Source organism: Hymenobacter negativus (assembly GCF_017571495.1).
GTDB lineage: Bacteria > Bacteroidota > Bacteroidia > Cytophagales > Hymenobacteraceae > Hymenobacter > Hymenobacter negativus.
Genome location: NZ_JAGETZ010000010.1, coordinates 53,323 through 67,717, shown reverse-complemented (window position 1 = coordinate 67,717; position 14,395 = coordinate 53,323). Strand labels below are relative to the sequence as shown.

Annotated in this window: 7 protein-coding genes; 1 reads left to right on the top strand and 6 read right to left on the bottom strand. The window is 61.6% G+C overall.

Annotated elements, in window-relative coordinates; translation table 11 throughout:
• Window positions 1-353: 353 nt before the first annotated feature.
• The 3 genes from J4E00_RS19240 to J4E00_RS19230 all read right to left on the bottom strand — a co-directional run bounded on the left by J4E00_RS19240 (window position 354) and on the right by J4E00_RS19230 (window position 6,133).
• Window positions 354-1,727: a RagB/SusD family nutrient uptake outer membrane protein gene (locus J4E00_RS19240; RefSeq protein WP_208176894.1), complete on the bottom strand. Its 1,374-nt coding sequence runs from the start codon at window positions 1,725-1,727 to the stop codon at window positions 354-356.
• A gap of 33 nt (window positions 1,728-1,760) precedes the next feature.
• Complete coding sequence (locus J4E00_RS19235; RefSeq protein WP_208176893.1) at window positions 1,761-4,856, bottom strand: SusC/RagA family TonB-linked outer membrane protein; 3,096 nt, start codon at window positions 4,854-4,856, stop codon at window positions 1,761-1,763.
• Window positions 4,857-5,092: 236 nt separating this feature from the next.
• Window positions 5,093-6,133: a T9SS type A sorting domain-containing protein gene (locus tag J4E00_RS19230; RefSeq protein ID WP_208176892.1), complete on the bottom strand. Its 1,041-nt coding sequence runs from the start codon at window positions 6,131-6,133 to the stop codon at window positions 5,093-5,095.
• 491 nt (window positions 6,134-6,624) lie between these two features.
• Here J4E00_RS19230 and J4E00_RS19225 point away from each other — a divergent pair, with 491 nt between their 5' ends.
• A complete protein-coding gene (locus J4E00_RS19225) occupies window positions 6,625-8,412 on the top strand; it encodes a T9SS type A sorting domain-containing protein (RefSeq protein WP_208176891.1) in 1,788 nt (595 codons plus the stop codon).
• 83 nt (window positions 8,413-8,495) lie between these two features.
• On the opposite strand, the gene J4E00_RS19220 is transcribed toward J4E00_RS19225, so the two are convergent.
• The 3 genes from J4E00_RS19220 to J4E00_RS19210 form a co-directional block, all read right to left on the bottom strand.
• Window positions 8,496-9,377 carry an alpha/beta hydrolase gene (locus J4E00_RS19220; protein ID WP_208176890.1) on the bottom strand — a complete coding sequence of 294 codons (882 nt, stop codon included), beginning with the start codon at window positions 9,375-9,377 and terminating at the stop codon, window positions 8,496-8,498.
• 154 nt (window positions 9,378-9,531) lie between these two features.
• The gene (locus tag J4E00_RS19215) at window positions 9,532-11,142 is read right to left on the bottom strand and encodes a RagB/SusD family nutrient uptake outer membrane protein (protein WP_208176889.1); all 1,611 of its coding nucleotides are present in this window, start codon (window positions 11,140-11,142) and stop codon (window positions 9,532-9,534) included.
• Between the two features lie 20 nt (window positions 11,143-11,162).
• Complete coding sequence (locus J4E00_RS19210) at window positions 11,163-14,360, bottom strand: SusC/RagA family TonB-linked outer membrane protein (protein ID WP_208176888.1); 3,198 nt, start codon at window positions 14,358-14,360, stop codon at window positions 11,163-11,165.
• Window positions 14,361-14,395: the final 35 nt, after the last annotated feature.

Genomic DNA, 14,395 nt, shown 5'->3' with positions numbered 1-14,395 from the left:
CAGCTTAGCGGTACTCATTGGCAGCTCTGTTGGAGTAAACCTTGTACTTGGGCCGGGGTAGGGGTGGGACTGAGCAGGTTTATGCGTGTGCCAGTGGTTTTCTTCTTGACGGGCGAGCGTGGACGTTACTACGTTGGCGGTGCGTGGCGAGCCGTCGGCGGCCTGTGTTTGCATCTCCCGCACGTCGCTCGGCTTGGAATACGGTATTGGTCCAGCGTACAGGGGAATGACCGGTTGCACTTGTGCCAGCAGCAACTGCAAACCGCTGCCGAGCACCAGCACAGTCGTTAAAGAATGTCTTCTCACTGTTTCGATAAGCAAAAACTGAAAGGAAATGCTTGTCGACCGCACGCCTAGTTATATCCCTGGTTTTGGGTAATAATGCCTTTGCTGAGGTCAATTTCACGCTGCGGAATGGGGTAGAGCAGACGGTAAGTGGGCACGGTCAGGGTAGTGCGGCCGATGGCCTGGAAGTGCGCGTTCATGGCGGCCTGGGCCCGGCCGGTGCGCAGTAAATCGTACCAGCGGTGGTCTTCGAAAACCAGTTCCAGCCGGCGCTCCAGCTCAATGTTGGCTTGCATGGTGGCCTTGCTGGGTGTGGTAGCGTAGGCGGGCGCGCCAGACCGCGTGCGCACGGTGTTCAGGCGGGTGAGGGCACCGGGCGTATCGCCCAGCTCGTTCAGCACCTCGGCGTACATGAGCAGTACGTCGGCGTAGCGCAGCACTATCCAGTCGGTGCCCGAGTCGCGGCGGCTGCCGGTGTTGGCGGCGTCGGCAAACTTGTTGACGTACATGTTGCTGCCGGTGCCGGTGGTGGAAGCTGTCAGGCGGGTGTCGCCGGCTACGTACAAGCCCTGCAGGTCCACCTGGGGCTTACCGCGCAGATTGCCGTCCTTCGATAAGTCGTAGGAAAAGCCCTGTCCTTCGCCATTGGAAGCCGTTTTGTAGCGGATGGCGAAGATGATTTCACGGTTCATCTCGTTGCTGGCCGCAAACACGCTGGCGTAGCTCGGCAGCAGCTGGTAGGTGCCGGCGGTGATGACGCTTTCGAGCAGCGGGCGGGCCGCGGCGTAATTGCCCTGCGTGAGGTACACCTTGGCCAGCAGCGTTTGGGCAGCGCCTTTGGTGGCGCGGCCCACGTTCACGGCGTCCCAGGTGGTGGGCAGCGTGGCCACGGCCGTTTGCAAGTCGCTAATGATGCTGGCGTACACCTCGGCCGTGGGCCGGCGGCGCAGCTCCTCAGTGGCCGTAGACGTGAGCGTGGTGGTAGCCAGCGGCACGTCGCCGTAGAGGCGCACCAAGTCGAAGTGCATCAGCGCCCGCGCGAACTTGGCCTCGCCCTCGAAGCGGGCTTTTTTGTCGGCATCGGTCACATTGCCCAGGTATTTGAGCACGATGTTGGCCTGCGCGATGGTGGCGTAGGCCGTGCGCCAGAACGTGCCTACAAAGTCGTTGCTGGGCGTTTCAGCGAAGGTTTCGATGGTGCCCCAGTCGCCTTCCAGCAGGTTGGGGGCCATGTTGTCGGAGCGCAATTCGCTGAGCACAATCTCGGCCGGCACCACGTTTTGCAGGGCGCTGTAGATGTTGATGACGCCGGTTTCTACCTCGCCCGTGTTGGTGTAGTAGCTGTCCTCCACCAACGTCGACTTGGGCGTAATGTTGAGGTAGTCTTTGCAGCCGCTGAGCAGGAAAAGGGCGCAAGCGGCGGTGAGTAGGGTCTTTTTCATGACGATAAGGCGGTTGGGTGGGAAATGGCGCGCTTAAAACTCCGCGTTGATGCCAATGGCCACAGTGCGCGCAACGGGGTAAGCTCCCTTCTGCCAGCCCTTTTTCAGCGGGTCGTCAGCGAAATCCGGGGCAATGCCTTCGGGGTTGAGGCTGGTGTAGTTCTTGGCCATGTGGTAGAAGAGGTTGGATGTGGTGATGTACACCCGGAGGTTGCTCATGCCCAGCTTGCTGCCTAGGGTTTTCGGCACGGCATAGCCCACGTTCAGGCTGCGCAGTGCGATGTAGGAAGCGTCCTGCAGCTCGTAGGTGGTCTCCGATTTCAGGCGCATGAAGGCCTGCTCGGCGGGCGTATAGGCCAGGTAGGCGCTGGCGCCCGTCACCGAGAATTGCTCCTCGTAGTAGTGCGGGTCAATGTTGAACACCTTAGCCCCATGCGAGCCCTGAATCACGGCGCTCAGGTCGAAGGCGCCGTAACGGAACGTATTGGTGAGACCCCAGGTGAAGGTGGGGTAGGGCGTGCCCAGCACCTTGCGGTCGTCGTTGGTAATCTTGCCGTCGCCGTTCAAATCCTTCACGAAAATGCGCTCGGCGGCCACGCTCATGGGCCAGTAGTTGCTGCCCTTGAGCGACAATTCCCGGTCGGCTTCGTAGCCGTAGAACTGCACCAGCGGCTGGCCCACCTGCGCCAGGAAGTAGTTCACGCGCTTGGGGTCGCCGGTGCTGATGAGCGACTGCGTGCCACCGAAATCCACCAGCTCGTTGCGCACGAAGGCGCCCACGCCGGTCAGGCTCCACGCCACCTTATCGGTCTGGATGAGGCGGCCCGTCACTTCCAGCTCCAGGCCGCGGTTGCGGATTTTGCCGCGGTTGGCCAGGTAGCTGTCGTAGCCCGTCACGCTCGAAATGGGCACGTTGAGCAGCAGCTGGTCAGTGGTGGCCTCGTAGGCATCCACCGACAAACGCAGGCGGTCCTTGAACAAGCCCAGGTCGGCGCCCACGTTCAGCGACAGCGTGCGTTCCCAGCCCAGGTCGGGGTTGCCGTAGGTGCTCACGTTGAAGGCGGGCGTGGCGGCTTCGGCGCTGCCCAGCACCGCGGCGGCCGGCGACACCGTGGCCCGGGCGCTGTAGTTGCCGATGTTGTTGTTGCCGGTGGCGCCGAAGCTGGCGCGCAGCTTCAGCTCGCTCACCGTTTCGCTCTTTTTCAGGAAGGCCATCTCCGTCAGACGTACGCCCACCGAGGCCGAGGGGAAGTAGCCCCAGCGGTTATTCGCCCCGAACCGCGACGAACCATCCCAGCGCGAGCCCAGCGAAAACAAGTAGGTGTCGCGGAATGAGTAGTTGACCCGAAACAGGTACGATTGCAGGCGGTTTTGCTCCGCGGACGACGATACCGCCGTCACCGTGCCCGCGTTGAGCGTCTGAATGTTATCGGTGGCGAAGTTGCTGGCCGTGCCGCTGCTGTTGTAGTAGTTGGTGTTCTGAACGGTGTAGCCGGCGATGGCGTCGAAGCTGTGCTGCCCGATTTCGTGCCGGTAGTTGAAGATGTTCTCATTCAGCACGTCCAGCGTCCGGTTTTCGGCAAACGTGGCGCGCGTAGCGGCCCGGGCGGCGGCAATGCCCTGGGTATAGAAGTCGTTGTTGGCGTAGGAGGTCTGGAAGGAAGTGCGGTCGAAGTTGCGGCTGAAAAAGCCCAACGACGAGCGTAAGGACAAGCCTTCCAGGATGTTGTACTTTACAAACGCATTGGTGATGGTGCGCAGCTCGCGGTTGCTGCGCGGCTGGCCCTCAATCTGGGCCACGCCGTTGTTGTTGCCCGAGCCCGAAATCAGCGGCAGGCCGGTGGCCAAGTAGGCGGGGTTGCGGGTGGGGTCGAAGTCGCGCTGGTGCTGGTAGGAGCCGATGGGCTTGCCGGTGGCCGCCGCCGTGGCCTCGTTGGTGTAGATGGGCAGCCAGCCCGGAATGCTCCGAATAGCGTCGTGCAGCGACACCGCCAGCTCGCCCTGCTCGGCGTACGACGGGTTCAAGCTCACGCCGGCGCTAAAGTGCTTGCTCAGCGTGAAATCCACGTTGGCCCGCAGGTTGTACTTGGTGTAGTCATTGGAAATCACCACGCCCTTGTCCTTCAAATAGCTACCTGACACGAAGAACTTGGCCGCCTCGCCGCCACCCTGTACGCTGGCCTGGTAGCTCTGCATACTGCCCGTACGAAACACTTGGTCCTGGGCATCGGTGTGGCCGTTGAAGCGCTGCGCCGTCTGAATTTCCGGCGACAGCACGTCGCCGTTCTGCGCCTTCACGTAGGCCGCCCAGCCGTCGAGGTCGTAGAGGTTCATGCGCTTCACCGTTTCCTTCAGGCCGGCGTAGGAGTTGAAGCTGAACTTGGTCTTGCCCGACTTTCCGCTCTTCGTGGTCACGATAATCACGCCGTTGGCCCCGCGCGAGCCATAGATGGCCGCCGAAGCAGCATCTTTCAGCACCTCAATGCTTTCCACGTCGTTCATGTCGATGGCCGACAAGTCCGTGGGCACTGGGTAGCCGTCCACCACAATCAGCGGCGAGCTGCCCGCCGTGATGGACGCCGAGCCCCGCACCTGAATGGTGGGCGCCGAGCCGGCCTGCGCGTTGGGCGTCGAAATCTGCACACCCGCCAGCTTGCCAATGAGCGCCTGGTCGGGCCGCGCCACCGGAATCTGGTTCAGGCTTTCGTTGGTCACCTTGGCCACCGCGCCGGTCAGGTGCGACTTGCGCTGGGTGCCGTAGCCTACCACTACTACGTCGTCGAGCGCCTGCACATCGTCCTGCAAAGCCACTGCCAGCTGGCTCCGGCCATTTAGCGCAATTTCCTGGGCCTTGAACCCCACCGCGCTGACAACCAGCGTGGCCGATTCCGGCACGTTGTCCAGCTTGAAGGAGCCGTCCGGGTCGGTGTTGGTGCCCATGGTGGTGCCCTTCACGACGACCGTGACGCCGGGCACGCCCGCGCCGTCGGGGCCGGTCACCTTGCCCGTAACCGGGCGGCCTTGGGAGGCGGGGCTGACGGCGGGCTGGGCCTGGGCGGCCACGGGCTCCGGCACCGCCATGGCCAACCCTAAGCCCAGCAGACCCAGGAATTTGTACGCGTTATTCATGATGAAAAAAGGTTGGTGGGTTTTGAAACAGACAATCGCAGCCCGCAACAGCAGGCCGGGGGAAGGCTGGTAGAAGAGGCGTGGGAGAGGTAGCGCAAGACAGGCACCGGGCCTGAATCACCCTGTTGCTAAGCTGGCCGAAGCACCTCTGCCGCGTCGTTGCAGCGACGAGATTGGCTCCAATGGCAGAAATGTTTCGGCCAGCTCAGTAGGTTGCTATTGACTAATAGCCAGCACTATTGCTTCACGAATTTGGCGGTGATGCGCTGCTGGTCATCGACGTATTCGGCCAGGTAGAGGCCGCTGGCCAGCTGGCTTAGCGGCAACGCGGTGTTCACCGTGCCCGGCTGCGCCAGAGCTGTAGCTACCAGCTGACCAGTCAATGAGTAGATGGTGACGCGCCCACCAATTGTAGCGGCCGGGTGTTGCACCAGCAGGCGGTCGGCCACAGGGTTGGGGTAGGCAACCAGGTTGGTTTGCGCACGGCTGGCCTTGGTAGCGGTGGTAGTGCCGGCCTGGCCTTTCAGCGTCACGTCCTTCAGCAGGATGTAGCGGCCGGTGGCGGAGTTGTTGATGGTGAAATACAGGCGCACGGTGAGCGTGCGGCCGGCGGGCAGCACCACACCCGTTGCCCCGTTCATTGCGAAGCGGAAAGTGCCCGTGTTACCCGTGGCGCTCACGAACTGCGGCACAATAGCCGATGTAGTAGCAACCGTGCCGGTAGCCGGAAAAGAGCCGTCAGCCGTGGCAGGCAGCACCCCGCCGCTCGACGCCGGCACCGTGGTAGAGCCCGAGGTGTAGCCCGCGTAAGCTGGCCCCTTGCCACCGCTGAAATTCGAGGAATCGGCCGTGAAGTTGCTGAGTGAGTACATCACCGCCACCCGGCCGCCGGGCGAGCTGGTGGCCACCGTGGTGAACAGCAGCGAATCGAGCCGCGTGGGAGCAGTGACCGTCACGGCAAACTGCTCGTAGTGGCTGCGCCGTGGGTTGGAGCCCGGCCCGGCCGATGGCGCGGCTGAGGGCCAGCCGCTGCCGTCGGCGTTCGGGGCGAAGGCTTGCCCGCGCGTGGCTGAGTAGGGCACGGTGGTGGTGCCGCTGGCTGGCGTCGAGCCGTCGGATACCACGAGCCGCGAGAAGCTGGCCACCGCCGTGAGTCCGGCCGAGCGCAGGGCCACGCTGTCCTGGTTGCTGCGCTTCATCGACCACACCGCCCGGCCGGCCGTTTGAGCATTGGCCTGACCTACTAAGCCAACGCTAACGATTGCGGGTAGTAGCAAAGACTTGAAAATTGAATTTAATTCAGAAAGGCTATTCGGATTATCTTGAATAAAAGCGATGCGTAAAAGGTTAGTCATGGCGATGGGGAATTCTGTTGAGTGAAAAAATGGGGATGAACGGCTGAAGCAACTTCGCTGCTTTCGTGAAAGTGGCTTGAACAATTATCAACCATAAAATCCACAATTCCTCGCATTTTGAGGGCTTATTTCACGCACTCGTTGCCGGTAGCGTTACCGGTAACGTTATTTTATATGAAATTTTTTTCGCCACTTTTACCCAAGTCAGCCTCGGCCCATCGTTTTTTATGACTTGCGGAATCGGCAGTTTATTAGTTCTCGTATGCTGATAAGAAATTGCACTATGTTTAATGACGGCAATGCGCTGTCATTGCGTTGCTCCAGTCATTAAGCTCGCCTGATAAGCCACTCCGAGTGGCGCAGAAAACGCGGTGCACGCATTGCAATTTTCCACTTCCCACCCACCGATTTTAATGAGAATTTTTACCTATCTGTCAGGGGCAATACTCGCCTTTGGCGCCTTAGCCAGCCGGCCGGCTTTTGCTCAGAATTCCAGCGCGCTGATTCAGATTTCGGCGCAGGGGCGCCTGCAATACGTGCCGGACAACCGGGGCAATACCGTGCCCGATTTCAGCGCCGTGGGTTACCGCAACGGGGAGGCGGCCATCCCTACGGTGCCGGTGGCCGTGATGCTGGCGCCAGCTACCGGCGACAACCGCGCTCGCATTCAAGCGGCCATCGACCAGGTATCGGCCCTGCCGCTCAATGCCAGCGGCTTTCGCGGGGCGGTGCTGCTCACGGCCGGCGCCTACCCGGTGAACGGCAGCTTGGTGGTGCGAGCCAGCGGGGTGGTGTTGCGTGGGCAGGGCGCCGGGCCCACGGGTACCAAACTGCTGGCGACGCTGCGGCAGCAGCACACGCTGGTGGAATTCATGGGCGCCGGTCGCGCATCGGTGCAAGGCAGTTCCAGCAAGGCCATCACCAATTCTTACCTGCCCATTGGGGCGCGCACCTGCACGGTGGCCAACGGCCACACCTTCGCGGTGGGCGACCTGGTGGTGCTGCGCCGGGCGCCCAACCAGGCGTGGATTAGCCTGCTCGGTATGGACACCCTGCACGCCCAGGACTCGACCTGCGTGGACTGGACGCCCAGCAGCTACACCATCGACTTCAAGCGCAAAGTAACGGCCGTGAGCGGCAACACCATCACGCTCGATGCGCCCGTGGTGGACCCCATCGACCAAACTTACGCCACCGGCTACTTGCTGAAATACACCTGGACCGGCAAGATTGAAAACGTAGGCATCGAAAACCTGCAGCTTGATTCCGAATACAGCAGCCCCACCGATGAGCAGCACGGCTGGGACGGCGTGGACTTCACCAACGCTCAAAACGGCTGGGTGCGCGATGTGGAGGTGTACCACTTCGGCTTCGCGGCGGTGCGGGTGCTCACGAGCAGCGCCTTCATCAGCGTACTGAACTCGAAGTGCTTCGACGCCATTGCCCTCACGATGGGCGAGCGCAAGTATTCGTTCTGCATTGAGGGGCAGCGCAACCTAGTGATGGACTGCTTCACGCGGCTGGGCCGGCACGATTTTATGACCGGGGCGCGGGTAGCGGGGCCTAATGCCTTCGTGCGCTCCACCGCTACCCAGCAGCTCAACATTGCCGGGCCGCACGGTCGCTGGGCCACCGGCACGCTCTACGACAACCTGGTGGGCGATGGCCCCCTGAACCTGGAAAACCGCCTCACTTCCGGCACCGGCCACGGCTGGGCCGGTGCCCAAAACATGCTCTGGAACTGCACTGCCGCCACCGCCACCGTGCAGAGCCCGCCGGGCCACGTCAACTGGTCGGTAGGCACTCATGCGGTGGTGACGGGCGCGGGCATCTTCTTCACCGGCCCGGGCTACGTAGAATCGACGGGCACTTTTGTGGCTCCGCAGAGCCTGTATGACCGGCAGCTGTGCGAGCGGCTGGGCGGCACTGGCTGCGCCACCGTCACGGCCAACCAGTCCGCGGTGGCTGAGGAACAGGTTATTGTGTACCCAAATCCCGTGAGCAGCAAGGTGACAGTCTATTTTTCCGGCAGCAAAGGTCAGCTCATGCTCACCGACACCATTGGCCGCGTGGTGCGAGAGCAAGCCGATTTTGAGCCGGGCATCTGGTCGTTGGGCAAGCTCGCCGCAGGCACCTACCTATTGCGCGTGACCACGGCGGAGGGCAAGGTGTTTACCCGAAAGCTGGTTCGCCTGGAGTAGGCGGTTGTATTGCAACGACCCGGCATAAAAAAGGCGGCTTCCTGAACAGGGAGCCGCCTTTTCGTTTCATTATCAGTCTCAATTCATATTCCCACTTCAGTCAGGAACTTCATGATGGCATCGTTCACGCGCTTGTTTTCCTCGGCCGGAAACTTGCCGTGCAAACCGCCGGATACGGTGATAAACTCGGTTTTCACGCCCATCGCCATCAGCTTCTTGTGCAGGTCGACCGACTGCGAATAGGCCACCGTGGGGTCAGCGTCGCCGTGCACGATGAAGGTGGGCGGGCTGGTTTTCTTCACCAGGTACAGCGGCGAAACCGACTGGATAAAGGCCTCGTCGCCGAAGTGCGGGCCCAGCCACTGCTTGCCCGATTTGCTGGGCCAGGTGCCCACGCTGGTGATGCCGTATTTGTCCACGATGGCCAGCACCTTCACCGTTGACTTGGTCGGGCAGTTAGTGTCGAAGCGGTGGTCGTTTTCGAGCAAGCCGCCCACCAAAGCCAGGTGCGCGCCGGCCGAAGCGCCCATAATCACGATTTTGTTGGGGTCAATATTCAGCTTTTTAGCGTTGTTAATCAGGTAGATTAAGGCGCAGCGCGTGTCTTCCACGGCCGCCGGCGCCGGCGCCTGCTGCGAGAGACGGTACTCCATATTCGCTACCGCATAGCCTTTCTTGAAAAAGCCGTTGAAGCCCGACTGTGATTCCTTGGTGCCCTTGTTCCAGCCGCCACCGTGGATGTTGATGATGATGGGCGAAGGCGCCCCGCCCGCTGGCGGCAGGTACAAGTCCATGCGGCCGTCCCAGCCATCCACGCGGGTATACACCACGTCAATTTGCTTGGTGAAGCCTTTGGGCACCGGAATCACCTTCACGGTCGAATCGGTGGGAATGGGCGGGCCGGCTTGAGCGTGAGCCAATTGAATGGATGCTAACAGGCTGATAGCGAGGAAGAGGGACTTCATTTGAAAGGAGTAAGCATTAGGTAGTGTGCGAAGCGGCGCAGCCGGGTAACCTCACCCCCTGACCACCTCTTCAAAAAAGAGGGGGCACCGGTTAAGAATCGTCAGGCTCCCCCCTCCACGGGAGAGGGGGCCAGGGGGTAAGGTTACCCGGTAATTACCAACCCGGGTTTTGCACAATCGACTTGTTCAAAGACACTTCCGTGCTCGGAATCGGCCAGAGCAAGTCACGTTGCGACACGTTGTTGTAGGGCACCAGCGTGGCGGCGCGGCCGTAGTAGCCGATGCTGCTGTTAGCGGCATTGGGGGCCTGGGTGGTGATGATGGGCACCATGCCCTTCATCACCGTGAGGAAGGTACCCCAGCGCAGCAGGTCGAGCTTGCGGTGGCCTTCGAAGGCCAGCTCGCGGGCGCGCTCGTCTTTGAGGGTGGTCAGGAAATCGGCTTTGCTTTGGCCGGCGCGGGTATCGGCCACCGTGGAGGCGGTGTTGAGGGGCAGGCCGTAGCCGCGGCGGCGCACCTGGTTGAGGGCCAGGTAGGCGTCGGTGGTGGGGCCGCCATTCACCTCGTTATCCGCCTCGGCAAACATCAGCAGCACATCAGAATAGCGGAGTAGGGGCCAGTTGGTGGGGCCGAAGTTTTTGGCGAAAGCAATGGTCTGGTACTGGCGGCGCCATTTGGCAATGTAGCGGCCCCACACGTAGGTGGCGGCGTAGGGGAGTTGCGGACGGGTGGCGTCCTGGCTGGTGTAGGTGAAGGGCGCGATGTTCCAGTCGCGGCGCAGGTCGCCGGTGCCGTAGCGCTGGTACTGCACGCCGGTGGCCACGTACTGGCCCTGCATGAAGCCCACGGTTTCGTTGTTGTTCGGAATGCCCAGCGTCGAGCCAAACCGTTCGATTTCGCGGTACACATTGCCCACGCCGTTGCCGTTGAACTCAACTTCCCACAGGCATTCGCGCAGGTCGTAGATGTCGGCGCTTTCGTTCTTGAAAATCTGGCTGTAGTCGCTGTTCAGGCTGTGCAGGCCGGAGTTCATCACCTTCAGCGCCCAGGTGCGGGCTTCGGCGTATTTACTTTGGTCGCCCAGCCGGCCGGCGGCGTGCAGGCAGACCCGCGCCAGCATGCCGGCCGCGGCGGTTTTGCTAATGCGGCCGGTGTTGCCCCAGTCGGTATTGTTCTTGAGCACTGCCTCGGCCTTGGTCATATCCCCGATAATATGGGCGTAGACTTCGGCGGCCGGGGTGCGGGCCATGTTCACGTTCTGGGCAGAAGTGGTGCTGCTCAGTTTCAGCGGCACATCACCCCAATAGCCCACCAGCACGAAGTAGTAATAAGCCCGCAGAAACAACGCCTCGGCCCGAATCTGCTCCTTGGCGGCGGGGCTGGCCTGGCTCTTGTCGATGTTTTCGAGCAGGGCGTTGGCGCGGTTGATGCCTTCGTAGAGGTCGGTCCAGCAGTTCACCAGGTTGGCGTAGGACGCGTCAAAATTGTAGGCACTCACGGCCACGGCGGCGTTGCTGCGCAGTAACTGCTCGTCGTTGGCGCTGGGCGCTTCCAGCGATAGAAAGCGCGAATAGGTGGATTCGTCGGTGTTGCCCATTTCGCTGTACACGGCCATGAGGGCGGCCGTGAGCTGGGCTTCGGTGTTGTAGTAGGTCTGGGGCGCGATGGTGCTTTCCGGCAGCGTGTCCAGGAAATCCTTACACGAGCTCAGGCAGCTTAGGCCCAGCAGCAAGCCCAGTGTTTTGGGCAGAAATGATTTTTTCATGGCCATTAATACAGAGCTGTTTACAGGGAGAAATTGAGGCCCAGCGTGAAGGTGCGGGCGCGGGGGTACACCGAGAAGTCGAAGCCCGGCGTGAGGGCGCCGCCGTAGGCCGATACCTCGGGGTCGTTGCCGGTGTAGTTAGTCCAGGTGAGCAGGTTTTGGGCGGCGGCGTACACGCGCAGGCTTTGCAGGTGGGCGCGGCGGGCCAGCGGGGCCGGGAAGGTATAGCCCAGGTTCACGGTTTTGAGGCGCATGTAGGAGCCATCTTCCACGATGCGGGTGGAGTATACGCGCGGGCCCTGGCCGCCCACGCGGTAGAGGTCGTTGGTGGGGTTGTCGGGCGTCCAGCGGTTGGCGTAGCTGGCAAATTGGTTGAGGCCGGGCTTGAGCGCGCCGCCCTCGAAGATGATGCGGTTGGCGTCCAGAATGTCGTTGCCATAGGAGAACTGCAGGAACACGTTCAGGTCGAAGCCCTTGAAGGTAAAGTTGTTCGAGAAGCCACCAATGAATTTCGGGTTGGGGTTGCCGATGATTTTGCGGTCGCTATTGTCCACCACATTGTCGCCGTTCAGGTCGGCGTACTTGATGTCGCCGGGCCGGATGCTGCTGCGGGTGATGCCGTTGTTGGGCACGTTGGCTTTCAGGGTGTAGCTGCCGGGCGAGGTCTCGTCGAAGTCGGTAAGCTGGTAGTTGCCCACCCACTCGAAGCCGTACATCTGCGACACCGGCTGGCCCAGCTGGGCAATGTAGGCCGGCACATTGCCGTAACCCGAGGCCGACGACCACGGCACGGTGGTGAGCAAAAAGTCCTGGTTTTGGCTCAACTCTAGCACCTTGGTTTGGTTGAAGGCAATATTGAAGTTGCTGGTCCAGCCGAAGGCTTTCTGGGCCACGTTCACGGTGGCTAGCGTCAGCTCAACACCCTGGTTTTGCACCGCCCCGATGTTCTGAAAGGCCGTGGCGTAACCGATAGTGGGCGGCAGCTGTGAGTTGAGCAGAAGGTCGGTGGTTTTCTTGCGATACAGGTCGGCCGTGAGCACCACGCGCTGGTTGAAAAAGCCCAAATCCAATCCCAAATCGGCTTCGGCCGTGGATTCCCACTTCAGGTTGGGGTTGCCCAGGGCAATGGGCGCGGCCCCGCGCACAAACACGCCGCCCGGCGAGTACGACTCCGCCACCGGCAAGCTCAGCGTTGAAAACGACGCGTAGTCGCCCACGCGGTTGTTGCCCGTCACGCCGTAGCTGGCCCGGATTTTAGCATCCGACACCGGCTTGAAGTCCTTCATGAAGTTCTCTTCGCTGATGTGCCAGGCCACCGAGGCCGATGGGAAGTAGCCCCACTTGTTGCCCTCGGCAAAGCGCGACGAACCATCGGCCCGGAACGAGAGCGTGACCAGGTAGCGCGACAAATAACTGTAGTTCACCCGTTCCAGAAACGACATGAGCGTGTTCTGCCCCTGGTAGCTCGTGATGGTATAAGGCGTGCCGTCGCTCAGGCCGTTGATGCCCAGGCTCTCATTCGGCACCAGTACCGAGCCGCCGCCCGAATTGGACGTACGGTTGCCCTGCACCGTGAAGCCGGTTACTGAGTTAATCCGGTGCTTGCCGCTGAATAGTTTGTTGTAGGTCAGGGTGTTTTCGTTCACGTAGTTGTTCAGCTCCGTGAACACCACCGAGCCGTTCACTCCGTTGAACCCTTGTACGCTGTTGAGGTTGCCGGTGCGGGTGCTGGAGTTGTTGAAGGTTTCGTAGCGCAGCACGCTGCGGTTCACGCCGCCCGTCACACGCAGCCGTAGCGAGCTGCCGATGAGGTAGTCGGCGTAGGCGTTGGCCGTGAGCTGGTTGGTGATGCGGTTGCGCAGCTCGTTCTCGGCCGTCAGGCGCGGGTTCCACTGGAAGTTGGTGGCCGAAGTCACCTCCGCGTCCTGCTCGGCGTTGAGCAGCGTGTTCAGGTCGTTGCCGCCCGTGATGGGCCGGTAGCCATACAGGCTGGTGAGCAGGGCCAGGTCGGAATTGCCCGCGCCGGCCACCGGCGTGCCGTAGGACGTGAAGTTGCTGTAGTTGGCGTTCAGGCCGGCCCGCAGGTTGCGGTTCACGTCTTGGTCGAGCGTGAAGCGCCCCTGGTAGCGCTTGAAACCCGAGGCGATGATGGTACCCTTCTGGTCCAGTATCGAGCCCGAAACCGAGTATTTCGTGCCCTTGTTGCCGCCGCGCAGGGCCAAGTTGTGGCTCTGCATGGGGGCAATGCGCAGCAGCTCGTCCTGCCAGTCTACGCTCGGCGCGTTGCGGTAGCTGTCCAGCGTCTGGCCGTTTTTCAGGTAGAGGTTGGCAGCGTTGACGGGGTCGTATTCGAGCTGGAGCTTCACGAACTCGTAAGGGTCCATCAGCTTGGCGCGGCTCAGGCTTTGCTGCACGCCGTAGTAGCCGTCGTAGGTGATAGTAGGCGAGCCCTCGGTGCCGCGCTTGGTTGTCACGAGGATAACGCCATTGGCACCGCGCGAGCCATAGATGGCCGTGGCCGACGCATCCTTCAACACCTGAATCGACTCAATTTCGCTCGGGTTGAGCGAGTTATTGTTGTAGCCCTCAATGGGAAAGCCGTCGATGACGTAAAGCGGCGAGTTGTCCTGGGTGATGGAGTTGCCGCCGCGGATGACGATGTTGGGCGAGGCGCCCGGCTGCCCGTCGGGTGAGGCCACCTGCACGCCGGCCACGCGCCCGGCCAGCGCGTCGTCGAACGACTTCACCGGGGCCTTGTTCAGGTCCTCCACGTTCACCGAGCCCACCGAGCCGGTGAGGTCGCCGCGCTTCACTTCGCCGTAGCCCACCACTACCACTTCTTCCAGGCTCTGGGCGTCGCCTTTCAGGGTGATGTTCATCAGCGTATTGCCCTTGATTGCCCGCTCGATGGGCTGGTAGCCCACGTAGGAAAACACCAGCACCACCTGGCTGTTCGGCGCCTGAATATTGAACTTGCCCTCGGCATCGGTCACGGTGCCCACGGTGCCGTCCTTCACGCGCACCGTCACGCCAATCAGGTTTTCGCCGGTCACGTCTTTCACGCGGCCCGTCACGGTGATGCCCTTGAGCACAGGCGTCTGAGTCTGGGCTTGGGCCTGCGCCGCAGGTAGGCCCGGCAGCAAGGCCAGCAGCACCAGCGGCGGCAAGGCCCGGCCCAGTCGGCGCACCGGAATGTGTTTTGTAAGAAGAGAAAACATAGCTGTAAAAGCTAAAGGGTGGGGAATTCTGAGTG

Bases quoted from the DNA above. Each gene is read 5' to 3' on its own strand.
- J4E00_RS19240 (WP_208176894.1), bottom strand. From the start codon at position 1,727: ATGAAAAAGACCCTACTCACCGCCGCTTGCGCCCTTTTCCTGCTCAGC.
- J4E00_RS19235 (WP_208176893.1), bottom strand. From the start codon at position 4,856: ATGAATAACGCGTACAAATTCCTGGGTCTGCTGGGCTTAGGGTTGGCC.
- J4E00_RS19225 (WP_208176891.1), top strand. From the start codon at position 6,625: ATGAGAATTTTTACCTATCTGTCAGGGGCAATACTCGCCTTTGGCGCC.
- J4E00_RS19220 (WP_208176890.1), bottom strand. From the start codon at position 9,377: ATGAAGTCCCTCTTCCTCGCTATCAGCCTGTTAGCATCCATTCAATTG.
- J4E00_RS19215 (WP_208176889.1), bottom strand. From the start codon at position 11,142: ATGAAAAAATCATTTCTGCCCAAAACACTGGGCTTGCTGCTGGGCCTA.
- J4E00_RS19210 (WP_208176888.1), bottom strand. From the start codon at position 14,360: ATGTTTTCTCTTCTTACAAAACACATTCCGGTGCGCCGACTGGGCCGG.